The following is a 24,648-nucleotide window of genomic DNA, read 5'->3' on the forward strand; positions in this document are numbered from 1 at the left end:
TCAACTCTGCAAAATGGAGGACACCAGCAACTGGGTGTACGGATGCTGGGGGTCGTCGAGGATCTGGTCGGTCAGGCCGCTTTCGACCACGCGGCCGCCGCGCATCACCAGCGTCCGGTGGGCCAGCAGCCGCGCCACGGCCAGGTCGTGGGTGACGACGATGGCCGCCAGCTTCAGGTCGGCCACCAGTTGGCGCAGCAGGTCGAGCAGGCGCGCCTGCACCGAGACGTCCAGCGACGCCGTGGGCTCATCCATGAAAACCATGCGCGGGTGCGTGACCAGGTTGCGGGCAATCTGCAGGCGCTGCTGCATGCCGCCGGAGAACGCCGCCGGCGCATCGTCCAGGCGGCCGGTGTCGATCTCCATCTTGTGCAGCCAGTTGCCGGCCACGCGCCGCAATTCGCCGTAGTGGCGCCCACCCACGGCCATCAGGCGCTCGGCGATATTGGCGCCGGCGCTGACCTGCATGCGCAGGCCGTCGCGCGCGTTCTGCCGCACGAAGCCCCAGTCGGTCCGGGCCAGCACGCGCAGGTGCGCGGCCGACAGTGACGCCAAGTCGACGAAGCCGCGGTCGCGGGTGTCGTACCAGACGCTGCCGGACTCGGGCCGGGCCTGCCACGACACCGCCTGCAGCAAGGTGCTCTTGCCCGAGCCGGACTCGCCCACCACGCACAGCACTTCGCCGGGGTGCAGGTCGAAACTGATGTCGCGGCAGCCGTGCACGCCGTCCCAGGTGCAGGTCATGTCGCGCACGGAAAGCAGGGGTTGGCTGTTCATGCTGCGGCCCCCGGTGCGGCCGGCGCGGCGGCGCCGAGGTGGCCGCGGGCGCGGCGGTCGGCGCAGTACTCGGTGTCCGAGCAGACGAAACGCCGCGTGCCCTGGTCGTCCAGGATGATCTCGTCGAGGTAGCTTTCGCGCGAGCCGCACAGGTCGCAGCACTGGTCCCACCGCTCGACGCGGAACGGGTGGTCGTCGAAGTCCAGGCTCTTGACGCGCGTATACGGCGGCACCGCGTACACGCGCTTCTCGCGGCCGGCGCCGAACAGCATCAGCGCCGGGCTGCGGTCCAGCTTCGGATTATCGAACTTGGGGATCGGCGAAGGTCGCATCATGTAGCGGCCGTTGACGATGACCGGATAATCGTAAGTGGTGGCGATGTGGCCGTGCTGCGCGATGTCCTCGTACAGCTTGACGTGCATGCCGCCATACTCGGCCAGCGCATGCATGGTGCGGGTCTCCGTCTCGCTCGGCTCCAGCCAGCGCAGCGGCTCGGGAATCGGCACCTGGTACACCATGATCTGCCCTTCGCGCAGCGGCGTCTCGGGGATGCGGTGGCGGGTCTGCACGATGGTCGCTTCGCGGGTGGACTCGGTGGTGCGCACGCCGGTAACCCGGCCGAAGAAGCGGCGGATGTTGATGGCGTTGGTGGTGTCGTCGGAGCCCTGGTCGATCACCTTGAGCACGTCGGCCGGGCCGATGATGGCCGCCGTGACCTGGATGCCGCCGGTGCCCCAGCCATAGGGCAACGGCATTTCGCGGCTGCCGAACGGCACCTGGTAGCCGGGGATGGCCACCGCCTTGAGCAGGGCGCGGCGCAGCATGCGCTTGGTGGACTCGTCCAGGTACGCGAAGTTGTAGTGGTCGTCGCGCGCGACCGTCTGTGTAGCGGAATTCATGACGACAGGGCCTCGTCGGCGAGGGTGGCGGGGGCCGCGGCGGGCGCGGCGGCGGAGGGCGCGGGCGGCGCGGCGGCGGCCTGTTCCTGGCGCAGGCGGCGCAGCAGTTCCAGGTTGGCCTGGAAGTCCACGTAATGCGGCAGCTTCAAGTGCTGCACGAAGCCGGAGGCCTCGACGTTGTCGCTGTGATACAGCACGAACTCGTGGTCATTGGCGGGCGCATCGGCGGCCTCGCCCAGTTCCGCCGCCTTGAGCGCGCGGTCGACCAGCGCCATGGACATGGCCTTGCGCTCGCCGTAGCCGAACGTCAGCCCGTAGCCGCGCGTGAACTTCGGCGGTTCGTGGGCATTGCCGGCGAACTGGCTCACCATCTGGCATTCGGTCAGCTCGATCTCGCCCACGGTGACGGCGAAGCCCAGCTCTTCGATGAACATCTCCACCTCGAGCGTGCCGTAGCGGATCTCCGCGGCGAACGGGTGGGTATTGCCGTAGCCGCGCTGCGTGGAATAGCCCATCGACAGCAGAAAGCCCTCGTCGGCGCGCGCCAGGTTCTGCAGGCGCGCATCGCGCCCGGCGGGAAAGGCGAGCGGCTGGCGCGTCAGGTCGAACGGCGCGGGGTCGTCCGGCGGCACCGGCTCCTGGTCGATCAGGTCGTCGTGCTGCAGCAAGTCGGTGACGCGCGGCATGGATTCGGGCAGGGGCTGGGCGGCCGGCGCCAGCGGCTCGGCGGCCGCGCCCTCTTGTTCCAGCGCGAAATCCAGCAGCCGCTGCGTGTAGTCGTAGGTGGGGCCGAGGATCTGGCCGCCCGGCACATCCTTGAAAGTGGAGGAAATACGGCGCGCCAGGCGCATGCGCGCCGTGTCGACCGGCTGCGTATAGCCGAAGCGCGGCAGCGTGGTGCGATAGGCGCGCAGCAGGAACACTGCCTCGATCACATCGCCGGCGGCCTGCTTGATGGCCAGCGCGGCCAGTTGCGGATCGTACAGCGCGCCCTCGGCCATGACGCGCGATACCGCCAGCGGCATCTGCTGGCGGATCTGCGCCAGCGTCAGCTCGGGCACGCCGGTATCGCCGCGCCGGTAGGCGTCCAGCATGCGGTAGGAATTCAGGATGGCGCGCTCGCCCCCTTTGACAGCGACGTACATGTGTCAGTCCTCCACGATGACCGTGCGGGGCAGCCCGCACAGCCGGTTGCCCTGGATCAGGAACACGTCCACGCCCAGCGGAAACAGCTGATGGTTGGCGCGCCACTGCGGCCAGAAACCGGCCGGCAGGCCGGCCACGCGCAAGGTGCGCCGCGTGGCGATGCCCGGGCCGGCGAGCGTCACCGCCGCGCCCTCGGCCAGCGACTCCACTTCCAGCAGCATGGTGCCCGACAAGTCGGGATAGGCCGGCTCGCCCGGATGGCAGCGCTCCAGTCCGGGCGCCGCCGCGCCGGCGGGCACCACGACAAAACGCGCCTGCGCCGGCTCGTCGACCAGCGGGCAGCCGCAATGAAAGCGCAGGAAACGCCGCACCGCCTCATCCACGCCGGCCGGCAGCCAGACAGGCGCATCGACGTCGGCCAAGGCCAGCAGCATGGCCGTCATGCCCGGCGACAGGCCGGGCGGCACGCCGCACTCGATAGCGAGCTCCTGGATTTCGCCGGGATGCGCCAGCGCATGCAGCGCGGCGCGGAAGGTTTCCTGGGACTGCGCCACCGCGTCCTGGAAACCGGGCAGCGGCGCAGCTTCGATGGCATTCGACAGGGTTTGCATGTCAGTCCTCGCCTCGCACCATGGTGAAGAATTCAACTTGCGTCCGGGCCGCTACGCGCGAGCGCCGCTCGGCGCGCTCGGCCAGGTCGCGCGCCAGCGGCTCGATGACCTCGGCCTGCACCCTGGCGCGCCAGTCGTCGCGCTGCAGCAGCGCGTCCAGCAGCGCCGCCTGCTCGGCATGGCGGCGGCCGCGCCCGGGCACATAGCCCACGCCCATGATGCCGCCGTCCAGCGTGACGGCGCAGCGGGTCACGCTCATTTCGCCCAGGTTGAACTGGGCGCCGGTGCCGCCGCTGCGGGCACGCACCATGGCCATGCCGTTTTCGGCTGGGCGCAGCGTGCTGTGCGGCGGCAGGGGCCCCAGGCCCTGCACGGCCCGCTCCAGCGCGGCCGGCTCGGCCAGCGCCAGGACCCGCATCCAGGCGGCGCGGGCCGCCCTGTCCGCGGAGAGTGTCGAGGTGGCTTGCATTCTCTGATTTCCTCTAAACGTCTAGACGACTAGATGCGCTATGATACGGAAGGAATTGCGGCCAGTACACCATCGGCGCGTGAATTTTTGATGACACCGTGGCAAGCTGTCACAGCGTCGCCACGAAGGCGCGCGGCTGATGCACAATCATGGCCGTCCAGCATGAAGCTGCCATTACGGAATGGATTACCACCATGGTCGAACGAGGCTCCGGTGTCGCGGTATGGCGACAAATCGGTGAACTGCTGGCGGACGAGATCCGCAACAAACTCTACGCGCCCGGCGAACGCCTGCCGCCCGAGCCCGAGCTGGCGGCCAAGTTCTCGGTCAACCGCCACACCATCCGGCGCGCCATGGGCGAACTCGAGCAAAGCGGCCTGGTGCGCATCGAGCAGGGCCGCGGCACTTTCGTGCAGGAGCACGCCATCGATTACGCCATCGGACGGCGCACGCGCTTTTCCGAGAACCTGCGCAGCCAGGGCATGCTGGGCTACATCGAGGTGATGGGCAGCCAGGGCGTGCGCGCCGCCGAGGTCGCGCGCCACCTGGGCCTGGCCCGCACCGCGCCGCTGCTGCGCGTGCAGTCGCTGGGCAAGGCCGAGAACCGCTGCATCGATGTCTCGGAACACTACCTGGATGAAAAGCGCTTCCCGGATTTCGCCGACACCCTGCGCAAGCTGCGCTCCATCTCGCGCGCCTATGCGCACTATGGCGTGTCGGACTACACGCGCAAGTGGTCGCGCATCACGGCGGCCATGCCCACGCCCGAAGTGGCGCGCCTGCTGGGCCAGCCCAAGACCCGTCCCATCCTGCAAGTGGAGTCGCTCAATGTCGACGGCGACGGCGCGCCCCTGCAGTACAGCGTGACGCGCTTCGTGGGCGACTGGGTCCAGTTGATGGTGTCCGACGAGGCTGCCTGAGCGGGGGCGCCCGCCCGCCGATATTCATCTAGACATCCGGCTGTCATAGAACCTCGATAAATTGCCCGCATGAACCCCGACTCCCCCTCCCCCGCACTGGCCGGCATTTCCGGCGATCGCGTGTTGACGCCCGCCGGCCTGGGCGGCAGCCACCTGGCCTTTCGCGACGGCCGCATCGCCGACCCCGGCATGGCCCCCGCCGCCGGCGGCGCCTGGCTGGACGCCGGCGACCTGCTGGTGCTGCCCGGCATCGTCGACCTGCACGGCGACGCCTTCGAGCGCGCCGTCATGCCGCGCCCCGGCGTGACCTTTCCGTACGACGCGGCCCTGCATGACGTCGACCGCCAGTTGCTGGCCAATGGCATCACCACCGAATTCCACGGCGTCACGCTGTCCTGGGAAGGCGGGCTGCGCGGCGAGCCTTATGCCGAGCGCATGTTCGAATGCCTGGAACGCATGCGCGGCGCGCTGGGCGCGCGGCATCACGTGCACTTGCGCTTCGAGACGCACCACGTCGACGGCGTGGGCATCGCGCAGCAATGGATACGGGCCGGCCGGGTGCAATTCCTGGCCCTGAACGATCACTTGCCCGGCATGGCCCGCCGCCTCGGCGACGACCGCAAGCTGCTGCAATATGCCGACCGCGCCGAATGCGACCTGGACACCTTCCAGGCGCGCATCCGGCAAGCCATGGCGGCGGCCGACGACGTGGGCGACGCCATGCGCGAACTGGCCCGCAGCGCGCGCGAAGCCGGCCTGAGCGTCGCCTCGCATGACGATCCCGATGCGGCCACGCGCCGCTATTACCATCAACTGGGTTGCCGGGTGGCCGAGTTCCCGCTCACCGCCGAGGCGGCCCGCGTGGCACGCGACCTGGGCGACGCCATTGTGTTCGGCGCGCCCAACGTCGTGCGCGGCCGCAGCCACACCAATGCCCCCAACGCCGCCGAAATGGTGCGCGCGGGGCTGTGCGACATCCTGACCTCCGACTACTACTATCCCGCGCCGCTGGCCGCCGCGCTGCGCCTGGCCGAACAGGGCATCCTGCCGCTGCCGCAAGCCTGGCGGCTGGTGTCGGCCAATCCGGCGCGCGCCGCCGGGCTGGCCGATCGCGGCACGCTGGCGGCGGGCCAGGCGGCCGACGCCATCGTGGTCGACGACAGCCTGCCCGGCCTGCCGCGCGTTTGCGCCGCCATCGTCGGCGGCGTGCTGCGCCATGCCACGCGCAGCTTCGAGCCCGCGCGCGCCCAGCGCATCGCCGCCTGACCGGGACGCCGCCATGCCGCAAGCGCATCGCTATGCCATCTACCTGGCGCCGGTAGGCCCGTGGCGCGATCTCGGCCGGCGCTGGCTGGGCCGCTGCGAAGAAACCGGCGCCCCGCTGGCGCGGCCGGCCGGCGCCGATCCACGCCAGGCGACCTGGACCGAGGCGCCGCGCCGCTACGGGCTGCACGCTACCTTGAAGCCGCCGTTCCGGCTGCGCGACGGCATGCGGCCGGCCGACCTGGACCGGGCCATGCGCGCGCTCGCCAGCGGTCGCCAGGCGTTCGGCATTCCGCTGCGGCGCGAACGCCTGCGCGGCTTCCTGGCCTGGTGCATCGACGACGAACGCGCGCGCGGCCGCATGAATGCCCTGGCCGCCACGGCGGTGGCCGGGCTCGACGCGCTGCGCGCCCCGCCCTCGGCCGCCGAGCTGGCGCGCCGCCGGCCGCAATCATTGAGCCCGGCCCAGCGCACGATGCTGGAGCGCTGGGGCTACCCGTACGTGTTCGATACCTTCACCTTCCACATCACCCTGACCGGCCTGCTCGACGCCGCCGAACTGGCCGAGGCCGATGCGCAGATCGAGGCGCTCGGCGGGCCCGCCCTGCAGGCTCCCATGCCGGTGCGCGCGCTCAGCGTCTACGTCGAGCCCGGGCCAGGCGCCGATTTCGTGGTGGCGCGCCACTACGATTTCGACGGCGCCACGCGCGACGGCGCGGGCGCGCGCTTCCTGGAGGACCGCGCGCCATGAAGCCGGCGCTCGCGACCGGCCCGGCCGCGCCGGCCATGCTATTGCGCGGCAGCCGCCTGGTGTACCTGATGGGCGCCTCGGGCAGCGGCAAGGACACCCTGCTGCGCGGCTTGCGCGCGACGCTGCGGCCGGACGAGCCGGTGCTGGTCGCGCACCGCTACATCACGCGCCCCAGCGGCGCCGACGAAGCCTCGGTCAGCCTCAGCCCGGCCGAATTCGCCCGCCGCGTGGCGCTGGGCTGTTTTGCGCTGCACTGGGACAGCCACGGCCTGCGCTATGGCATCGGCATCGAGGTCGACAGCTGGCTGGCCGGCGGCGCGGTGGTCGTGGTCAATGGTTCACGCGTCCATCTGGCGCAGGCCTGGGCCCGCTATCCCGAGCTTGCCGCCGTCGAAGTGGTGGCCGACCCGCATGTGCTGGCGCAACGCCTGGCGCAGCGCGGCCGCGAAACGCGCGCGCAGATCGCCGAGCGCCTGCGCCGCGCCAGCCGCGCGGTCGAGGCGCCGGCCGATTGCGCGGTGACGCGGCTGTCCAACGACGGCGCGCCCGCGGAAGCCGCCGACCGGCTGCTGGCGCTGGTGCGCGAGCGGCTGGCGGGGTGACCTAGCGAGGCGCCAGGCCGCGCCCCGGCGCGGGCCGCCGGCGCAGCGCGGGCAGGCACAGCGCGTAGAGCATCGCGCCGATCAGCCAGACCGCGCCATTCCACTCCGCCGGCAGGCGCGCATAGACGGCGCTGAACAGCAACGGCCCGACGATCCCGCTCAAACCGGCCAGGCTTGCCAGGACGCCCTGCAAGGCCCCCTGTCCATGCTCGCCCGCCGCCGTGGACAGCATGCCCTGCAACGCCGGCATGCCGACCCCGCCCACGGCCAGCAGCACCAGGATCGGCGCCACCAGCCAGTCCGCCCCGACAAATGCCATCAGCACCAAACCGGCCGCGTCGGCCAGCATGCCCGCCAGCAGGGTGCGCCGCGCGCCGAGTCGCGTCGCCAGCGGGCCGGCCAGGCATCCCAGCGCGAGCGCGTGCAAGGTGCCGAAGCCCGCCAGCGACAGGCCGAGCGCGGGCGCGCCCCAGTGCAGGCGGTCCTGCATGAAGACGACCCACAGCACGGCGGGAATCTGGCCGATCAGCTGGATCATGAAGTAGGCGCCCAGCAAGGGGCGCAGCGCCGCGGGCAGCGCGCGCGGGCGCAGCGCGGCGACAAACCGCGCCGGTGCCCGCGGCGCTGCCGCGCCGTGCGGGCGCCTGGTTTCCGGCAGGAACAGCCATGCCAGCAAGAACGCCAGGGCGTGCAGGGCCGCGGCGGCCGCGAACGGCGCGTGGAGCGAGACGCTGCCGAGCAGCCCGCCGATTGCCGGGCCCGCCATCAGGCCGCCGCCATAGCAGGCGCCCATCAACCCGAAGCGGCGGGTGCGCGCCTGGTCGGCGGTTGTATCGGCGATGCACGATGCCGCCACCGCGCCCGTCGCGCCGCTGATGCCGGACACCACGCGCCCCACATACAACACCCAGAGGCCGGGGGCCGCCGCCATGATCGCGTAGTCGGTCGCCGCGCCCGCCAGCGACGCCAGCAGGACCGGCCGGCGGCCGTGGCGGTCCGACAACGCGCCCAGCATGGGCGCGCAGCAGACCTGCATCAAGGCATAGAGCGCCAGCAGGACACCGTAGTGGCCGGCGACCTGTCCGGCGGGCACCAGCGCGCGCAGCAGGCCAGGCAGCACCGGCATCACCAGGCCCATGCCAAGTGCGTCCAGCGTGACGGCGGCCAGTGCCAGCACGAACGGTCTCCGGGTCGCTATATTCATTCTGTCAAAATTTATCAATGATAAATAATTCGGATTAGAAATTTATCAGCGATAATTTGTCAAGCAGAATGGGGAGAACGCCATGGCGAAACTTCAGCGGGAAAACGTGATCCGGGCCGCGCTCGCCTTGCTCGACGAGGTGGGCGCCGAGGGCCTGACGACCCGCAAGCTGGCTGAACGGCTGCACGTCCAGCAACCGGCGCTGTACTGGCATTTCAAGAGCAAGCGGGAACTGCTCGACGCCCTGGCCGAAGCCATGCTGGCGGAAAACCATTCGCATTCGCTGCCACGCGCGGGCGAGGATTGGCACAAGTTCCTGGCGGCCAATGCGCGCAGCTTCCGGCGCGCCCTGCTGGCGCACCGCGACGGCGCCCGCATTCATGCGGGAACCCGCCCGGGCGGCGAGCCATCCGCCGCGGCGCAGGCCCAGGTCCGCCTGCTGTGCGAAGCGGGCTTCACGCCGCGCGACGCGGTGCTCGCGCTGGCCGCGATCAGCCATTACACGGTCGGCGCGGCGCTGGAACAGCAGATGGCCGAAGAGGCCGGCCGCGAGGCGGGCGGCGGCCTGCTGCGCGACTACGACCGGGCCGGGCCGGATGCCGCGTTCGAGTTCGGCATCGAGACGCTCATCGCCGGCCTGGAGCGGCGCGCCGGCGGCGCCGCGACGCCTAGATCAGCGCCTTCCGGATCCGCGCCGACAACAGGTCGATCACCACCACGAACGCGACCACGATGATCATCACGGCGCAGGTCTCGGCATACTGGAAGCTGCGGATGATTTCCCACAGCACGGTGCCGATGCCGCCCGCGCCGACGATGCCGACCACGGACGCCGAACGCACATTGGATTCGAACCGGTACAGCGAGAACGAGATCCACAGCGGCAATACCTGCGGAATCACCCCGTACACCACCTCTTCGACCGCATTGGCGCCGGTGGCGCGCACCCCTTCGACGGGACGCGGGTCGATGGCCTCGACCGCCTCGGCGAACAGCTTGGCCAGCACGCCGGTGGTGTGCACCCACAATGCCAGCACGCCGGCAAAGGGCCCCAGGCCGACCGCCACGATGAACAGCATGGCGAAGACCATTTCATTGATGGCGCGGCACGCGTCCATCAGGCGCCGCATGGGCTGGTAGACCCAGGCCGGCACGATATTGGCCGAGCACAGCAGCCCGCACGGCACCGCCACCACGATGGCCAGGAAGGTGCCCCAGATGGCGATCTGCACCGTCACGAGCATTTCGCTCATGTACATGCGCCAGTCACGGAAATTGGGCGGGAAAAAATCGGCCGCATAGGCGGCCATGTTGCTGGACTCGCTCAGCAAGTCCAGCGGACGCATATCGGCGCCGCGCCAGGACAGCATCAGCAGCGCCAGGACCACCGCCCAGACCAGCAGGCCCGGCAGGGACGACCGCGCCGCGGCGGGATGACGGGCAGGAGAAAGAGCAGCGCTCATGAATGGGAATCCGTACTAAGGCAAAGAATGGCGCCGGCCCCGGCGCGGATGGGGCCGGCGCGGCGGTTTATTGCGGCTTGGCGGCCAGCTTGTCCAGTTCGTCCAGCTTGCGGTCCAGTTCGGCCAGCTTGGCTTTCTTGTCGGCCGCGCTCAGCGTGGTGTCGGTCTCGACGTGGATCTTCTGCTTGGCCAGCTCCATCTGGCGGATCGGCACGAGCTGCGCGTTGCTCGAGGCGCGGAAGCCCTTGTAGGTCAGCCCGGCCAGGACCTTCTGCTCGCGCTCGGCGTCCGTCCCCTTGCCATAGTTGACGAAGAATTCCTGGATGCGCTTTTTCACGTCGGCCGGCACGTCGCTGCGCACGACCATCGGGTCGGCCGGAATCAGCGGCGACTTCCACAGCACGCGCACCGACTCGGTGGCGTCCTTGCCGGTATTCACGCGATACCGCTCCAGCATCTCGGTATTGTTGATGGCCACGTCCACCTGCTTGTTGATGACCGACAGCAGGTTGGTCTCGTGATTGGCGGCACGCACCGTCTTGAAGAAAGACTTGGGATCGATCTTGTGGGCGCCCCACAGGAAGTAGCCCGGCACCAGCGTGCCCGAAGTCGAGTTGGGATCGCCCGCCCCGTAGCTGAGCTGCTTGCCGTTCTTCAGCACGTCGTCCAGGGTCTGCAGGTTGCTGTCCTTGTTGACCAGCAGCACCGACCAATAGCCCGGGTTGCCGTCCTTGTCGATCACCGAGGCGAACACTTCCCCGTTGGCGCGGTCCACTGCTTCCATGGCGGACTTGTTGCCGAACCAGCCAAGCTGCACCTTGTTGAAGCGCATGCCTTCGATGATGCCGGCGTAGTCCGAGGCGAAGAACGGCTTGATGGGCACGCCCACGGCCTTGCTCAGATCGTCGATCAGGGGCTGCCAGGCCTGTTTCAGGTTGGTGGACGATTCGGTCGAGATAATGCCGAAGTTCAGCGGCTTGCCGTCCTGCGCGAAAGCGGGGGACGACAGCGCCGCGGCGGCCGCCAGGGCACAAAAGGTTCTGCGTAGCATGAGTCGGGACTCCGTCGGGTAATAGGGCTTGGAGCTTCAGGCCGCGGCGGCCAGCGGCCGCGGAGCAATCAGGGGAGGCTGGGACACGGGCGCCGCGGCGTCCGGCTGCAGCAGCTCGGCGACATCGGCGCCGTACAGGTCGCGCAGCATGGCTTCGGTCAGCGCCGCGGCCGGGCCGTCGTACACCACGCGGCCATGGCGCAGCGCCACCACGCGCGCGCAATAGCGCAGCGCCACGTCGACCTGGTGCAGCGACACCACCACCGCCACCTGGCGGCTGCGGTTGATGTGCGCCAGCGTGTCCATCACGCGCCGCGAGGACTCGGGATCGAGCGAGGCGATCGGCTCGTCGGCCAGGATCACCCGCGCGTTCTGCACCAGCGTGCGCGCGATCGCGGCGCGCTGCTGCTGGCCGCCCGACAGCGTCGAGGCGCGTTGAAACGCGTAGTCGTCTATACCAACCTGGGCCAAGGCGTCGAGGCCGACCTGCACTTCGGCGCGGCGGAAGTAGCGCAGCAGGCTGCGCCACAGCGGCACGCGCGGCAGCATGCCGGTCAGCACGTTGGTGATCACCGGCAGGCGCCCCACCAGGTTGAACTGCTGGAACACGAAGCCGATGCCGGCGCGCGCCGCGCGCACGCGCGGGCTGATGCGGCCGTCGCGCTGGATTTCCTGGCCATTGACCGTGACGCTGCTGCTGCCGGGATCGGCGGCGACGAAACCGGCCAGGTGGCGCAACAGCGTGGACTTGCCCGAGCCCGAGGCGCCCAGCAAGGCCACCATCTCGCCCGGCGCCACCGCCAGGCTCACCTCGTCGAGCGCCTTGCTGCCGGCGCGGAAGGACTTGCTGAGGCCGCGCACCTCGATCGCATAGGTCATGTGGGATCCCCTTGTCGAACCATGGATGGCATTCTGTGGACAGGGGGTGACAGGGTGATGACCGGCGCCGCCATGCCTGCCGCCATGCCGGGCGGGGGGACGCATATCCTGCAATCAAACGGTCATGAAGCGGCGCGGACGCGCGCCGGTATATATTCGGGTTTTACAGGAGCGCGAGATGCTGAAAGGTTCCTGCCTGTGTGGCCGCGTAGCCTACGAGATAACGGGTCCGTTGACGCAGGCCGTGAATTGCCATTGCGTCATGTGCCGCAAGGCCCATGGCGCCGCCTTCCGTACCCGGGCGACGGTGCGGTCCAAGGACTTCGCCTGGACCCGCGGCGCCAACCACGTCACCTGGTACAGCTCGTCGCCCGGCAATTACCGGGGCTTCTGCGGCGCCTGCGGCACGCCGCTGCTGTCGCGCTTCGACCAGACGCCCGAGGTCTACGGCCTGCCCTTGGGCGCGCTGGACGACAACCCGGGCATCAAGCCGGCCTGCCACGTGCACGTCGCCAGCAAGGCGCCCTGGTACGACATCACTGACGACCTGCCGCAGTATCCGGAGGGCGGGCCCGGCCTCGCCGACTGAGCCAGGCCGCCCGGCCGTCCGGCGCTGCGGCCGGCCTCCCCCGGGGGAGGCCGCGTCCTGCCCGTCTTACTGGCCCTCCAGCTTTTCGCGCAAACGATCGAACTGCGCCGTGATCTCCGGTGTCAGCGCCGCCTCGAAATCGGCCATTTCATAGAACGGCCGGATCTCGATCTCGCTCGGTCCGGGCATCGGGTTGGGGCAGCGCTTGACCCATTCGACCGCCTCGGCCAGGTCCTTGACTTCCCATACCCAGAATCCGGCCACCAGTTCGCGGGTTTCCGCAAAGGGGCCGTCGATGACGGTGCGGCGCGCGCCGTCGAACGCCACCCGCTTGCCGTGCGACGAAGGCTTGAGCCCGTCGCCCGCCTTGATGATGCCGGCCGCCGCCAACTGCTCGTTGAACTTGCCCATGGCTTCCAGCAATTCGCTGGAGGGCAGGATGCCCGCCTCGCTGTCCGGGGTCGCCTTGACTAGAACCATTACACGCATGTCGTCTCTCCTCAGTGTCCGGGAAGGCCGGATCCGGCCTCCTGTCTACACGACGAACGGGCAGCGGCGCAATCGACAGCGACGCGCGCGCGGCAGGCAAAAACACCACGCCCCCGCCGCCGACCACGGGAAAACCCTGGTCAAATGCGTGTGACAGGAGTATTATGTCTAGTTGTTCCGTGAATGGCCTAGCCTGCATAAAGCACCCCTTGCTCCAGATCCGTCCCCATACCCGCTCCGTCCGGCCCCGCCGCCTTCCAGGCTGCCGCGGCCTGTCGTTCCAGGCGGGAAGCGCCGGCCCTGCAACGCAAGGGGGCGCAAGGGGCGGAAACCTCACGGCCCGGTTCCAACCCGCTTCTTCCGTTGGCGCGCCCCAGGCTCGCCAACGCGACCAAGCCGCGCCCCGCGCGCACACCGCCCCAGCGGCGTGAGTACCCGCCCAGCGTCTGTCCCAGACCGCCACGGCCCGTACCCGTACCAGCCGGGACGTTCACGTTCCACCGCTGGCCCAAGTCCGCTTGGGTCCCGCGCATGCCGCCTCCGGGCGGCGCGTGCGCCGGCCTGCCGGCGCACGGGCGCATCGACCAAGGAGAGTAATACATGGCCAAAGAAGAATTGATCGAACTGGACGGCATCGTCGACGAAGTGCTGCCCGACAGCCGCTACCGCGTCACCCTGGACAACGGCATCGAAGTCGGCGCCTATGCGTCGGGCCGCATCCGCAAGCACCGCATCCGCATCCTGGCGGGCGACCGCGTCACCCTGGAAATATCGCCCTACGACCTGACCAAGGGCCGCATCAACTTCCGCCACAAGGACGAGCGTGCCCCCAGCACCGCGCGTCCGCCGCAGCGGCGCCGCTGAGGCCCGCGCCACGTCGCTGCCGCGCATGGCGCGCCATGCCTGTCATGGACACCGTCGAATCGCCGCAGGCCGCCGCCGAACGCGTGGCCCGGGCGCGCCGCATCGTCGCACAGGGCGAGGAAGGCCTGCGCCTGCTGCGCCTGTCGCGCCCCGCCTTCATCCAAAGCCTGCGGGCCACCGGCCTGAGCTACGCGCAGGCTTGCATCAAGTACGACAATTGCCTGGATGAACAGCTTCGCCTGCACCAGGCGGCCATTCACGAACTGCAATACGCCGAACGGCGCCAGCAGCGCCAGGCGGCATCTGACGCCGAGGCCTGACGCCGCGCCCGGCTTCCCACGGGCTCACGGCCCGGTCACGGCCCCGATGAAGATCGCGGGATCGACCCGCGCATCATTCAGGCTGACGTTCCAGTGCAGGTGCGGCCCGGTCGCGCGGCCGGTGGATCCGACCTTGCCCACCACGGCGCCGCGCGCGACCTCGTCGCCCACCTTCACGTCGATCGCCGACAGATGGCAGAACATGCTGATGAAGCCCTGCCCATGGTCGACGAACACCGTGTTGCCATTGAAGAAGTAATTCCCCACCAGCACGACCCGGCCGGCGGCCGGCGCCTTGATCGGGGTGCCGGCCGGCACGGCGAAGTCCAGCCCGGAATGCGGGTTGCGCTCCTGCCCGTTGAAAAAGCGCCGCAGCCCGAACGGGCTGGACAGCCGCCCGTCCACCGGGCGGTCGAGCATGACGTTGCTGGGAATGACGCCGGCGCGGAAGCTGCGATAGGCGGCGAGCTGCTCGTCCAGCTCGCGCTCGATGCGCTTGAGGTCATCGGGATTCGGCGTGACCTGCCGGCGGTTCTTCAGCTTGATGTGTTGCGCGGCGTATTCCTTGGCACGCACCTGGAAGGCCACCGGCGCGCCGCCCTGCACTTGCAGCGTCTGGCGGCCCGGCTGGGTGCCGAGCGGGATGCCGACCACGGCGATCCACTGGGCGTCGCTGTCGCGGATCACCATCACGCGGCGGCCGCCGTAGCTGGCCTGCGGCGCCTGCTCGCCCGCGCCCAGCCCCACCACGGCCACGCCGCCCGGCACCGGCACATCGAGCTTGCGGCTGATGTAGCCCTGCGCATGAGCCGCCAGGGCGCCGCAGGCCGCCACCGCCGCCAGCACCACGCGGGCGGCCAGGCGGGCCAGCGGGCCGGCGCCCGCCGGCTTGCGGATGCGACCTACAGGCACAGGTTGGCGGCCTCGGACAGCGACGTGCTGCGGCGCTGGATGCGGGTGGACAGGCGCACGTCGGTCTTGCCCTCCCAGGTGGTGGCGCTCAGCACCGCCTCGACCCCCATCGAGCCTTGCACGATGAGCTCGTAGCCATTGTGGATGGGCTGGCGCTCGGAGGCCGTGCCGATGCCTTTCCAGGCAGTGGCCACGCATTCGGTGTATTGCTCGGCCGGACGCGCGGTGGAGCCGAAGAACACGGGATCGCGGTCGCGGATGTCTTTTACGCTGGCGCAGCCGGCCAGCGCGCCGGCCAGCGCCAGCGGCGCAAGAATACGCAGATTCATGAATGGTTCATCCAGAAAAAAATCAGGCCGGCCAACTATAACGCAGCGTATCGTCAGGCGGCCGGCTTGCGCAGCGCGGACTTCGGCCGGAACGCCTTGACCACGGCCTCGTGCGTTTCCGCATAGGGGCCGCCGATCAGGTCGATGCAGTACGGCACGGCGGCGAACACGCCGGGCACGCTCACCGCGCCGGCCTCGTCGCGCAGGCCCTCGAGGGTTTCGCGGATGGCCTTGGGCTGGCCGGGCAGATTGATGATGAGCGCGGCGTGCCCGGCAGTCTCGCGGATGACCGCGACCTGGCGCGACAGGATGGCGGTGGGCACGAACTTCAGGCTGACCTGGCGCATCTGCTCGCCGAAACCGGGCATTTCCTTGGTGGCCACCGCCAGCGTGGCCTCGGGGGTGACGTCGCGCCGCGCCGGGCCGGTGCCGCCGGTGGTCAGCACCAGGTCGCAGTGGCAGGCGTCGACCAGTTCGGCCAGCGCGGCGGAAATGGCCGGCGCCTCGTCGGGCACCAGCCGCTCGACCGCCTGCCACGGCGAGGCCAGCGCCGTGCCCAGCCATTCACGCAGGGCCGGCAGGCCCTGGTCTTGGTAGACGCCGGACGAGGCGCGGTCGGAAATGGACACCAAGCCGACGATCAGTTCGTCGGGATGGCGGCGGGCAACGGGTTGCGCGGAGACGGACATGGCAGTGAGCGGGCGAGGAAAAAACCCGATGCTATCGCACGCGGCGGCGCCTGTCGCGCGCCGGCCCGGCCAGCCCGGCCGGCGTCACAAATCTGCAATAATCGAGCCTGTTGCCTGCCAACCGCCCCCTTCCCTCTCCCCCTTCCCATGTTTCATCTCTTCTCCGGCCTGGATTTCTGGATCGGCGTCAGCCTGGTCCTGGCGCTGGCGTTCGTCCTGGCGTTCGAATTCATCAACGGCTTCCACGACACCGCCAACGCGGTCGCCACCGTCATCTACACCAAGGCGATGCCGCCCCACCTGGCGGTCATGCTGTCCGGCATATTCAATTTCCTCGGCGTGCTGCTGGGCGGCGTGGGGGTGGCCTACGCCATCGTCCACCTGCTGCCGGTCGAGCTGCTGATCAATGTCGATACCGGGCAGGGCCTGGCCATGGTGTTCGCCATGCTGACCGCGGCCATCGCCTGGAACCTCGGCACCTGGTATTTCGGCATCCCGGCTTCCAGTTCGCACACCTTGATCGGCTCCATCCTCGGGGTGGGCCTGGCCAATGCGCTGCTGACCGACCTGTCGGTGGCCGACGGGGTCAACTGGAACAAGGCAATCGACATCGGCCTGTCGCTGGTGGTCTCGCCGGCGGCGGGCTGCCTGGCCGCCGGCTGCCTGCTGCTGCTGTTCAAGCACTGGTGGCCGGTGTCGAAGATGCACAAGACGCCCGAACAGCGGCGCGAGCTCGACTCGAAGAAGCATCCGCCCTTCTGGAACCGCCTGGTGCTGGTGCTGTCGGCCATGGGCGTGAGCTTCGTGCATGGCTCCAACGACGGCCAGAAAGGCATCGGACTGATCATGCTGGTGCTGATCGGCATCGTGCCCGCGCAATTCGTGCTCAACGAGAACAGCACCACCTACCAGATCGACCGTACCCGCGACGCCGCCACCCACCTGGCGGCGTTCTACCATCGCAACGAGGCAGCCCTGGGCGACTACCTGGCCCTGTCCAAGGGCCGCAACGGCACCACCGACCTGCCCGAGCAGTTCCGCTGCCATCCGCAGCTCACGCTGGCCACCATCGACGCCCTGCTGGAAGACCTGCGCGGCGTCACCCATTATGCCGAGCTGCCGCCCGCCAAGCGGGTGGACATCCGCCGCTACCTGCTGTGCCTGGACGACACCGCCAAGAAGGTAGCCAACCTGGACGGCCTGCAGGACCGCGACCGCGCCGACCTGCACCGGCTGCGCGCCGACCTGACCGCCACCACCGAATATGCGCCGCTGTGGGTGATCGTGGCAGTGGCCCTGGCGCTGGGCATCGGCACCATGGTCGGCTGGCGCCGCGTGGTGCTGACGGTGGGCGAGAAAATCGGCAAGCAGGGCATGACCTACGCCCAGGGCATGGCGGCCCAGCTCACCGCGGTGGCGGCGATCGGCATGGCCAACGTGTTCAGCCTGCCGGTCTCGACCACCCATGTGCTGTCGTCGGGGGTGGCGGGCACCATGATCGCCAACAAGAGCGGCCTGCACCACGGCACCATACGCACCATCCTGCTGGCCTGGGTCCTGACCCTGCCGGCGTCCATGCTGCTGGCGGCCGGGCTGTTCTGGCTGGGCGTGACCATCGCCGGCTGAACGGCCGTGGCCGGCCTAGCCGGCCGCCGCCATCAATACCCCATATACCGCCACCCCGACGATCACCGCCGCCCCCGCGTTGCCCAGCCCGCGCGCGGCCAGGGCGGTGGCGAGCAGCCCACCGGCATAGGGCGCCACCTCGGCCGCCCCGCGCAGCGCCATCAGATCCGGCACGATGACCGCCGCGGCGATGCCGGCCAGCAGCGCCGGCCCCAGCGCCGCCAACGACGACCCCTCGGCCAGCCGCCGCTGCAGCCGGCTGCGCGCCGACAGCAGGAACGGCAAGGCGCGCGTCAGATAGGTGATGACGGCCATGGCGATGACCGCGGCCCAGAAGTCCAGCCCGGCGCCGCTCATGGCGCGCTCCGCGGGCGGTGGCACACGCAGCCGGCCACCGCGCCGGCCAGGATGGCCAGCGTGGCGTGGCCCGCCGCGGCGAAGGCGGCGCCGACCGCCAGCGCCGCCAGGATCGGCCAGCGCAGCGCGCGGCTGGCGCTCTGGCACACCAGGGCCAGGAACAGCGCCGGCAGCGCGAAGCGCATGACCTGCGACAGCATCGGGAAATGGCGCTCCAGCCCGTCGCCCGCATAGACCCCCACCGCCGTGCCGGCGATCCAGGTCAGCCAGGCGCCCACGCCCAGCAGCGTCATCCAGCGGTTGCGGTGCGCCGGGGCGACATGCTCGATGCGGTTGAGCGCGGTGGCGAACACCTCGTCGGTCAGCAGGAAGGCGATCTTCAGGCGGGCGCGCAGCCGCTCGGGCAGGAAGCGCGCCAGCAGCGGCCCGTACAGCAAGTGGCGGGCATTCAGCAGGGAGCACAGCGCCACCACCCAGAGCCAGGGCGTGCCGGCCTTGATCGAGGCGAGCAGCAGGAACTGGCTGGCGCCGGCATACACCAGCGCCGAGATCAGCACCACTTGCATGGGCGACAGGCCGGTGGCCAGCCCGGCGATGCCGAATGTGACCGCGACGGGAAAGTACCCGATCATCACGGGCACGCAGGCCTTCAGGCCGCCCAGGCCGGCGCCGGCCGGCAGGGCCAGGTGCGGCGCGGAAGTGGATGGGCGGTTCATGGGCGGTTCATGGGCGGCAATGGTGCAGGCAGTTTACCCGCGCCGGCCCGCGGCCCGCGCTGCGCGCGGCCGCGGATGGCGAAACGCGCGCGGGGCGTCATAATAGCAACCGGCTTCATTCAACCCCTGGTCGTCAATACGCGGCGCCGCCCGGCGGCGCCAGGAACGGAATCCCCATCGTGCTGGACATCATCGACGCCGATTTCACCAATCCCGCCCACGGCGACATGGTCGTGGCGCTGCTCGACGAATACGCCCGCGGCCCCATGGGCGGCGGCCAGCCGCTGTCCGACTACGCGCGCGCCAACCTGGCGGCCGAACTGGCGCGCCGCCCCGCCGCGGGCGCGCTGGTGGCGCTGCAGGACGGCGTCCCGGCCGGGCTGGCGATCTACTTCGAGGGCTTTTCCACCTTCGCGTGCAAGCCGCTGCTGAACCTGCACGACCTGATGGTGTCCGAGCGCTTCCGCGGCCGGGGCATCGCCCGGAGGTTGCTGGCGGCGCTCGACGAGCGCGCCGCGCGGCGCGGCTGCTGCAAGATCACGCTGGAAGTGCTGCAAGGCAACGAGCCGGCCAAGGCGCTGTACCGCAAGATCGGCTACCAGGGCTATGAACTGGCGGGCGACGCCGGCCAGGCCATGTTCTGGCAAAAGAAGCTGGCGGCCTGACCCATGCCCACGGTCGCCGACCTGCGCCTGCTGGCGGACTACAACGCCTGGATGAACGCGCGCATCTACCAGGCCGCCAGCCTGCCCGCCGCCGACGCGGCCGCGCCGCGCGGCGCCTTCTTCGGTTCGCTGCTGGGCACGCTCAACCATATCGCGGTGGGCGACATCCTGTGGCTCAAGCGCTTCGCGCAGCACTCGGCCAGCTATTCCGCGCTGGACCCGGTACGCGCCCTGCCCATGCCGGCCGGGCTGGACCAACTGCTGCGTCCCGACCTGGTCGGCCTGGCGGCGCTGCGCCGCCAGCTCGACGAGGCCATCGTGGGCTGGTCGGCGCAAGTCCGGCCGGCCGACCTGGACCGCGAACTGGCCTATACCAGCTCGCGCGGCGTGCCGTCGCGCCGCCCGTTCGGCAGCGTGGTCATGCATTTCTTCAACCACCAGACCCACCATCGCGGGCAGGCCACCACCCTGCTCAGCCAGGCCGGCATCGACATGGGCCCCACCGACCTGCTGTTGCGGGTTCCCGACGCCCTGGCCGACGCGCCGCCCTCCCCCACCGAGACCCAACCATGAAGATGCACGACATCCCGTTCGGCACGACCGACTGGCAATCCATCGAACGCACGGAACATCCCGGCGAGACCGGCACCGCCTACTGGCGCACGCGGCAATTCGGCGACATCCGGGTGCGCGTGGTGGACTACTCGCCCGGCTACCTGGCCGACCACTGGTGCAGCAAGGGCCATATCCTGTTCTGCCTGGAAGGCGAACTGCACACGGAACTGGAGGACGGCCGCCATTTCGTGCTGACGCCCGGGATGAGCTACCAAGTGGCCGACCAGGCCGAAGCGCACCGCTCGTCCACCACGACGGGCGCCCGCCTGTTCATCGTCGACTGAACGCGACACGCGCGTCACTGCCGAGTGGCCGGCGGCCGGCCGATTGCGTTACGCTGTAGGGCACGATGGCCGGCCCGCCGGCCGCGCCCTCACGCCGCACCGGAGACCGCCTTGCCTGCGCCGCTTGCCTCGCCGCTTACGCTGTACGTCGATTCCCAGCTGCTCAGTCCTTATGCCATGGCCGCCTACGTGGCGCTCGCCGAAAAGGGCCTGCCGGTCGAACTGCGGCTGGTGGACCTGCATGCCGGCGAACAGCGCATGCAGCCCTATACCAGCCGCGCGCCCACCTGTCGGGTGCCGGCGCTGGCGCACGATGCCTTCCACCTGACCGAGTCCAGCGCCATCATCGAATACCTGGAAGACGTCTTTCCAGCCCCGGAGTATCCCGCGCTGTATCCGGCCGCCGCGCAGCAGCGCGCCCGCGCACGGCAGATCCAGGCCTGGCTGCGCAGCGACCTGGCGGCGCTGCGCCAGGAGCGCCCGACCGAGGTCGTATTTCACGAGGCCGCGAGCGCCCCGCTGGGCAACGCCGCGCAAGCCGACGCCGCCAAGCTGGTGCGCGTGGCCCAGGCCCTGCTGCCCGCGGAAGGGCAGTCGCAACTGTTCGAAGCCTGGTGCATCGCCGACACCGAGCTGGCGCTGATGCTGCGCCGCCTGGCGGGCCCCGGCGACGACCTGCCCGAGGCCCTGCGCGCCTACGCCGACGCCCAATGGCGACGCCCGCCGGTGCAGACCTGGCTGCAATTCAACCAGGACGCGCGCGCCTAGTGCGGCTGCTCGATCATGTCTCCATCGCGGTGCCCGACCTGGACACCGCCCGGCCCTTCTACGACGCCGTGATGGCCATCCTGGGCGCCGCCAAGGCCTACGACCGCCCCGACGGCCTGGGCTACGGCGAGCGCTGCAGCGCGGCGGCGCCCGGCCATACTTACCTGTCGGTGCTGCGCTCGGCCGCGCCCAACAGCGAGCCGCGCCGCCACTGGTGCTTCAAGGCCCCCAGCCGCGCCGCGGTCGATGCCTTCCACCAGGCCGCCCTGCGCCACGGCGGACGCGACGAAGGCGCCCCCGGGCTGCGGCCCGATTACCATCCGCACTATTACGCCGCCTTTGTCACCGACCCGGCCGGCAACCGGCTCGAGGCGGTCTGTCACCTGCCTTAGTCCAGTTGCTTCAGTCGCTCGTTGATTCCATGGATGGCGCGTGGCTGTTGTCTTCTTGGCGCTGTCTCCTCTTATGGAAAAGGGCTTGCTCGTAGGGCGTCCTGGACGGGGCTGGCAGGGCGAGCCGGCCACGGTCCGCTGTAATGCATTGCGCGTTGGTGTTGGACGTCGGCGTTGCACGTCGGTGTCAGACACCCCTTGCGGCACTCCCGCCTATCTGCGCCGCTGACGCAGGGGGTGTCTGACACCTGGGCGACACCTGTACCCCATCGCCGTCGTCGCGACTGCGCAACCTCGACGCAAGACCCAAGACCCGAACCCGAGATATTGCGAGCCCGCGCCTGCCGGCGAGGCCCGGGCAGCCAGTTGGAGCGAGGGCAGCCCCCGCAGGGGGCCGAGGGCGCCTGGTGGCGCGCCCGAGCCGAGCGACGTGGCCGCCTGGGCCTCGCCGGCAGGCGCGGGCGTCTCAAGAACTCAAGCCCTCGTTCATCCACGAGCCAATCCCTCTATACCCCCCACAGCACCCTCAAGACCCCCCACAGAAACACCCCGATGTTGCATTGCAACATTGATTGCGCTGTAATTGAGTCCTGTTTTTTCGTTCTGTTCCCCCGCCCGTACACAACGCGCGGCAGAACCTTCCCCTTTCTACGGAGATCGCCGTGGCCGCAACCGCCAACGATCGCAGCGCCCCTCCCGCCTCGTCCGCCAACCCCTGGCTGGCTGCCTACGAATACGCCGTCGACACCCTGCAGCGCAGCGTCCTGTACACCGACGTCATGCGCCAGCGCGGCAACCAATACCACAGCCACATGGCCAAGCGCGCCCCCAATGTGCTCAGCATGAAGTCCGAGCTGATCCTGGACGGCCGCGAATTCGACCGCCCGGTCAACTACGGGCTGCTGCGCATCCTGCCGCCCGCCGACGTCCAAGTGGACCCGCAAAAGCGCCCCTTCCTGGTAGTGGACCCCCGCGCCGGCCACGGCCCCGGCATCGGCGGATTCAAGCCGGAAAGCGAAATCGGCGTGGCCGTGCGCGCCGGCCATCCCTGCTACTTCGCCTCCTTCCTGCCGCAGCCCACCGCCACCCAGACCGTCGAGGACGTGATGCGCGCCGAGGCCCGCTTCCTCGAGGAAATTATCGCCCGCCATCCCGAATCCGAAGGCAAGCCCGTCGTCGTCGGCAACTGCCAGGCCGGCTGGCAGATCATGATGACGGCCGCGATGCGGCCCGAACTGTTCGGCCCCATCATCGTCGCCGGCGCGCCGCTGTCGTACTGGGCCGGCTGGCGCGGCAGGAACCCGATGCGCTACAGCGGCGGCCTGACCGGCGGCAGCTGGCTCACCGCCCTGGCCAGCGACCTCGGCGACGGCAAATTCGACGGCGCCTGGCTGGTACAGAACTTCGAGAACCTGAACCCCGCCAACACCCTCTGGAGCAAACAGTACAACCTGTACTCCAAAGTCGACACCGAAGCCTCCCGCTACCTGGGCTTCGAAAAATGGTGGGGCGGGCACGTCTACCTGAACGGCCCCGAGATCCAGTACATCGTCGACAACCTGTTCATCGGCAACCGCCTGGCCACCGCCGGGCTGGTCACTTCCGATGGCATCCGCATCGACCTGCGCAACATCCGTTCGCCCATCATCGTGTTCTGCTCCAAGGGCGACAACATCACCCCGCCCCCCCAGGCGCTGGGCTGGATCCCCGACCTGTACCAGGACGACACCGAAGTCGTGGCGCACGACCAGACCATCGTCTACGCCGTGCACGAAAGCATCGGCCACCTGGGCATTTTCGTGTCCGGCAGCGTAGCCCGCAAAGAGCACCAGGAATTCACCGCCAACATCGACCTGATCGACGTGCTGCCGGCCGGCATCTACCAGGCCGAGATCGCCGACAAGACCCCGGACACGCTCAACGCCGACCTGGCGCCCGGCGATTATGTGCTGTCGTTCGCGCGCCGCAAAGTCGACGACATCCGCGCCATCGTCGAGCGCAAGGAAGAAGACGACCGGCGCTTCGCCGCCGTGGCGCGCATCTCCGACATCAACCTGGGCCTGTACCGCAGCTTCGTGCAGCCCTGGGTGCGCGCCGCCGTCACGCCGCAGACCGCCGACTGGATGCAGCGCCTGCACCCGCTGCGCCTGCCCTACGAACTGATCTCCGACCGCAACCCCTGGATCGCCCCGGTCGCGCAGGCGGCCGCGCAAGTGCGCCAGCATCGCCAGCCGGCCGCGCCGGCCAACCCGTTCGCGGTCATGGAACGCATGGTTTCCAACACGATCGAGGCCAGCCTCGACATCTGGCAGGAGCTGCGCGACGCGGCGGGCGAGCAACTGTTCATGGCCGTCTATGGTTCCCCGCTGGTGCAGGACTGGGCCGGCCTCGGCGCCAAGACCGATGCGCCGCGCAAGCATCCCGGCGTATCGCCCGAGCACCGCCGCTTCATGGAAGAGCGTGCCGGCGAGCTGCGCGCGCTGATGGACCAGGGCGGCGTGCGCGAAGCGGGCATGCGCATGCTGCTGTATGTCGCCGGCGCCGAAGGCAGCATCGACGAACGCAGCTTCGCCATGCTGCGCAAGATGCGCGCCGATGCCGACTCCGGCCTGGCGCTGCAGGAATTCAAGAACGTGGCGCGCGACCAGGCCTTGATGATGCGGCTGGACGGCGCGGCCGCGCTGGATGCCATGCCGCGCCTGCTGGAGCAGGCCTCGGCCGAGGAAATACGCAACGCGTTCGGCACCATGCGCCACGTGCTCGAAGCCACCGGGCCGCTCAACGAGCGGGCGCGCGAGTGCCTGCTCGAAATGGAGCAGATCTTCCGCGCGGCGGCTCAACGCGCGCTGGCGCGCGAGAAGAAACCGCAGGCAGGCAAGCCGGCCGCCGCTCGCAAGGCCACCCCGCGGCGCCGTGCCGCGGCAAGCAAGGCTGCCGGTAGCCGGCGCCCCGGCCGCGAGGACGCGTAACGCAAGAAAAACGGGCGCACAAGGCGCCC

At 69.8% G+C, this 24,648-nt stretch carries 30 protein-coding genes; 15 read left to right on the top strand and 15 right to left on the bottom strand.

The genetic code is table 11. From position 1 onward, the window contains the following. From phnK to phnG, 5 genes are read right to left on the bottom strand one after another with little or no spacing between them, the layout of a single operon-like run. Nucleotides 1-777, bottom strand: coding sequence for a phosphonate C-P lyase system protein PhnK (gene phnK / locus ACKTT0_RS01530; protein WP_407847543.1), 777 nt, complete (start codon nt 775-777; stop codon nt 1-3). Next, nucleotides 774-1,676 carry an alpha-D-ribose 1-methylphosphonate 5-phosphate C-P-lyase PhnJ gene (locus ACKTT0_RS01535; RefSeq protein WP_407847545.1) on the bottom strand — a complete coding sequence of 301 codons (903 nt, stop codon included), beginning with the start codon at nt 1,674-1,676 and terminating at the stop codon, nt 774-776. The genes phnK and ACKTT0_RS01535 overlap by 4 nt, the downstream gene beginning before the upstream one ends. Next, a complete protein-coding gene (locus tag ACKTT0_RS01540) occupies nt 1,673-2,821 on the bottom strand; it encodes a carbon-phosphorus lyase complex subunit (protein WP_407847546.1) in 1,149 nt (382 codons plus the stop codon). The genes ACKTT0_RS01535 and ACKTT0_RS01540 overlap by 4 nt, the downstream gene beginning before the upstream one ends. 3 nt (nt 2,822-2,824) lie before the next feature. After that, nucleotides 2,825-3,433 (bottom strand): phosphonate C-P lyase system protein PhnH, encoded by a 609-nt coding sequence (gene phnH / locus ACKTT0_RS01545; RefSeq protein WP_407847548.1) that lies wholly within the window; start codon nt 3,431-3,433, stop codon nt 2,825-2,827. A 1-nt stretch (nt 3,434) separates the two neighbouring features. After that, the gene (gene phnG, locus ACKTT0_RS01550; RefSeq protein WP_407847550.1) at nt 3,435-3,902 is read right to left on the bottom strand and encodes a phosphonate C-P lyase system protein PhnG; all 468 of its coding nucleotides are present in this window, start codon (nt 3,900-3,902) and stop codon (nt 3,435-3,437) included. Between the two features lie 194 nt (nt 3,903-4,096). Between phnG and phnF the strand changes: the two genes are divergently transcribed. From phnF to phnN, 4 genes are all read left to right on the top strand, one after another. Further along, complete coding sequence (phnF, locus tag ACKTT0_RS01555) at nt 4,097-4,822, top strand: phosphonate metabolism transcriptional regulator PhnF (RefSeq protein WP_407847552.1); 726 nt, start codon at nt 4,097-4,099, stop codon at nt 4,820-4,822. 69 nt (nt 4,823-4,891) lie between these two features. Beyond that, nucleotides 4,892-6,088, top strand: coding sequence for an alpha-D-ribose 1-methylphosphonate 5-triphosphate diphosphatase (locus tag ACKTT0_RS01560; RefSeq protein ID WP_407847554.1), 1,197 nt, complete (start codon nt 4,892-4,894; stop codon nt 6,086-6,088). Nucleotides 6,089-6,101: 13 nt separating this feature from the next. Then, nucleotides 6,102-6,836, top strand: coding sequence for a DUF1045 domain-containing protein (locus ACKTT0_RS01565; RefSeq protein ID WP_407847556.1), 735 nt, complete (start codon nt 6,102-6,104; stop codon nt 6,834-6,836). Continuing rightward, complete coding sequence (gene phnN, locus ACKTT0_RS01570) at nt 6,833-7,438, top strand: phosphonate metabolism protein/1,5-bisphosphokinase (PRPP-forming) PhnN (protein ID WP_407847558.1); 606 nt, start codon at nt 6,833-6,835, stop codon at nt 7,436-7,438. The genes ACKTT0_RS01565 and phnN overlap by 4 nt, the downstream gene beginning before the upstream one ends. Before the next feature lies 1 nt (nt 7,439). Here the strand turns inward: phnN and tet are convergent, their stop codons facing one another. Further along, a complete protein-coding gene (gene tet / locus ACKTT0_RS01575) occupies nt 7,440-8,642 on the bottom strand; it encodes a Tet(A)/Tet(B)/Tet(C) family tetracycline efflux MFS transporter (protein ID WP_407847560.1) in 1,203 nt (400 codons plus the stop codon). An 82-nt stretch (nt 8,643-8,724) separates the two neighbouring features. Between tet and ACKTT0_RS01580 the strand changes: the two genes are divergently transcribed. Next, a complete protein-coding gene (locus tag ACKTT0_RS01580; protein ID WP_407847562.1) occupies nt 8,725-9,378 on the top strand; it encodes a TetR/AcrR family transcriptional regulator C-terminal domain-containing protein in 654 nt (217 codons plus the stop codon). Here the strand turns inward: ACKTT0_RS01580 and phnE are convergent. The 3 genes from phnE to phnC all read right to left on the bottom strand — a co-directional run bounded on the left by phnE (nt 9,311) and on the right by phnC (nt 12,035). Beyond that, on the bottom strand, nt 9,311-10,105 hold the full coding sequence (gene phnE, locus ACKTT0_RS01585) for a phosphonate ABC transporter, permease protein PhnE (RefSeq protein ID WP_407847564.1): 795 nt from the start codon (nt 10,103-10,105) through the stop codon (nt 9,311-9,313). The two genes, ACKTT0_RS01580 and phnE, sit on opposite strands and share 68 nt — an antisense overlap. Nucleotides 10,106-10,172: 67 nt before the next feature. Further along, nucleotides 10,173-11,156: a phosphonate ABC transporter substrate-binding protein gene (gene phnD / locus ACKTT0_RS01590; protein WP_407847566.1), complete on the bottom strand. Its 984-nt coding sequence runs from the start codon at nt 11,154-11,156 to the stop codon at nt 10,173-10,175. A 36-nt stretch (nt 11,157-11,192) separates the two neighbouring features. Next, nucleotides 11,193-12,035 (bottom strand): phosphonate ABC transporter ATP-binding protein, encoded by an 843-nt coding sequence (phnC, locus tag ACKTT0_RS01595; protein ID WP_407847568.1) that lies wholly within the window; start codon nt 12,033-12,035, stop codon nt 11,193-11,195. A gap of 178 nt (nt 12,036-12,213) precedes the next feature. Between phnC and ACKTT0_RS01600 the strand changes: the two genes are divergently transcribed. Then, nucleotides 12,214-12,624: a GFA family protein gene (locus ACKTT0_RS01600; protein ID WP_028353308.1), complete on the top strand. Its 411-nt coding sequence runs from the start codon at nt 12,214-12,216 to the stop codon at nt 12,622-12,624. Between the two features lie 66 nt (nt 12,625-12,690). On the opposite strand, the gene ACKTT0_RS01605 is transcribed toward ACKTT0_RS01600, so the two are convergent. Next, nucleotides 12,691-13,113 carry a YciI family protein gene (locus ACKTT0_RS01605; RefSeq protein ID WP_407847570.1) on the bottom strand — a complete coding sequence of 141 codons (423 nt, stop codon included), beginning with the start codon at nt 13,111-13,113 and terminating at the stop codon, nt 12,691-12,693. 600 nt (nt 13,114-13,713) lie between these two features. Here ACKTT0_RS01605 and infA point away from each other — a divergent pair. Together infA and ACKTT0_RS01615 are read left to right on the top strand one after the other, a co-directional pair. Then, the gene (gene infA, locus ACKTT0_RS01610; RefSeq protein ID WP_407847572.1) at nt 13,714-13,977 is read left to right on the top strand and encodes a translation initiation factor IF-1; all 264 of its coding nucleotides are present in this window, start codon (nt 13,714-13,716) and stop codon (nt 13,975-13,977) included. Between the two features lie 44 nt (nt 13,978-14,021). Next, complete coding sequence (locus ACKTT0_RS01615) at nt 14,022-14,297, top strand: hypothetical protein (protein ID WP_407852363.1); 276 nt, start codon at nt 14,022-14,024, stop codon at nt 14,295-14,297. 24 nt (nt 14,298-14,321) lie between these two features. On the opposite strand, the gene ACKTT0_RS01620 is transcribed toward ACKTT0_RS01615, so the two are convergent. From ACKTT0_RS01620 to mog, 3 genes are read right to left on the bottom strand one after another with little or no spacing between them, the layout of a single operon-like run. Beyond that, entirely contained in the window at nt 14,322-15,167 is an 846-nt protein-coding gene (locus tag ACKTT0_RS01620; RefSeq protein ID WP_407852364.1) for a peptidoglycan DD-metalloendopeptidase family protein, read from the bottom strand. A gap of 32 nt (nt 15,168-15,199) precedes the next feature. Next, entirely contained in the window at nt 15,200-15,538 is a 339-nt protein-coding gene (locus tag ACKTT0_RS01625; protein WP_407847573.1) for a hypothetical protein, read from the bottom strand. Between the two features lie 53 nt (nt 15,539-15,591). Next, nucleotides 15,592-16,227, bottom strand: a complete 636-nt coding sequence (mog, locus tag ACKTT0_RS01630; protein WP_407847575.1) for a molybdopterin adenylyltransferase — start codon at nt 16,225-16,227, stop codon at nt 15,592-15,594. A 147-nt stretch (nt 16,228-16,374) separates the two neighbouring features. Here mog and ACKTT0_RS01635 point away from each other — a divergent pair, with 147 nt between their 5' ends. Then, nucleotides 16,375-17,853 (top strand): inorganic phosphate transporter, encoded by a 1,479-nt coding sequence (locus tag ACKTT0_RS01635; protein WP_407847576.1) that lies wholly within the window; start codon nt 16,375-16,377, stop codon nt 17,851-17,853. Between the two features lie 15 nt (nt 17,854-17,868). Here ACKTT0_RS01635 and ACKTT0_RS01640 read toward each other — a convergent pair whose 3' ends face one another. Together ACKTT0_RS01640 and ACKTT0_RS01645 are read right to left on the bottom strand one after the other, a co-directional pair. Continuing rightward, entirely contained in the window at nt 17,869-18,210 is a 342-nt protein-coding gene (locus tag ACKTT0_RS01640; RefSeq protein ID WP_407847577.1) for an AzlD domain-containing protein, read from the bottom strand. Continuing rightward, nucleotides 18,207-18,926: an AzlC family ABC transporter permease gene (locus ACKTT0_RS01645; protein WP_407847579.1), complete on the bottom strand. Its 720-nt coding sequence runs from the start codon at nt 18,924-18,926 to the stop codon at nt 18,207-18,209. The genes ACKTT0_RS01640 and ACKTT0_RS01645 overlap by 4 nt, the downstream gene beginning before the upstream one ends. Before the next feature lie 179 nt (nt 18,927-19,105). Here ACKTT0_RS01645 and ACKTT0_RS01650 point away from each other — a divergent pair, with 179 nt between their 5' ends. The 6 genes from ACKTT0_RS01650 (at nt 19,106) to ACKTT0_RS01675 (ending at nt 24,619) form a co-directional block, all read left to right on the top strand. Beyond that, entirely contained in the window at nt 19,106-19,591 is a 486-nt protein-coding gene (locus tag ACKTT0_RS01650; RefSeq protein WP_407847581.1) for a GNAT family N-acetyltransferase, read from the top strand. A 3-nt stretch (nt 19,592-19,594) separates the two neighbouring features. Then, complete coding sequence (locus ACKTT0_RS01655; protein ID WP_407847582.1) at nt 19,595-20,164, top strand: DinB family protein; 570 nt, start codon at nt 19,595-19,597, stop codon at nt 20,162-20,164. Beyond that, nucleotides 20,161-20,490 carry a DHCW motif cupin fold protein gene (locus ACKTT0_RS01660; protein ID WP_407847584.1) on the top strand — a complete coding sequence of 110 codons (330 nt, stop codon included), beginning with the start codon at nt 20,161-20,163 and terminating at the stop codon, nt 20,488-20,490. Before ACKTT0_RS01655 ends, ACKTT0_RS01660 begins: the two co-directional genes overlap by 4 nt. A gap of 111 nt (nt 20,491-20,601) precedes the next feature. After that, complete coding sequence (yfcF, locus tag ACKTT0_RS01665) at nt 20,602-21,258, top strand: glutathione transferase (RefSeq protein ID WP_407847586.1); 657 nt, start codon at nt 20,602-20,604, stop codon at nt 21,256-21,258. After that, nucleotides 21,258-21,650 (top strand): VOC family protein, encoded by a 393-nt coding sequence (locus ACKTT0_RS01670; RefSeq protein WP_407847588.1) that lies wholly within the window; start codon nt 21,258-21,260, stop codon nt 21,648-21,650. Before yfcF ends, ACKTT0_RS01670 begins: the two co-directional genes overlap by 1 nt. 662 nt (nt 21,651-22,312) lie before the next feature. Further along, a complete protein-coding gene (locus ACKTT0_RS01675; protein WP_407847589.1) occupies nt 22,313-24,619 on the top strand; it encodes a DUF3141 domain-containing protein in 2,307 nt (768 codons plus the stop codon). Nucleotides 24,620-24,648 lie beyond the last annotated feature (29 nt).

Source organism: Bordetella saccharivorans (genome assembly GCF_045862855.1).
In the GTDB taxonomy this organism is placed as follows: domain Bacteria; phylum Pseudomonadota; class Gammaproteobacteria; order Burkholderiales; family Burkholderiaceae_B; genus Bordetella_A; species Bordetella_A petrii_F.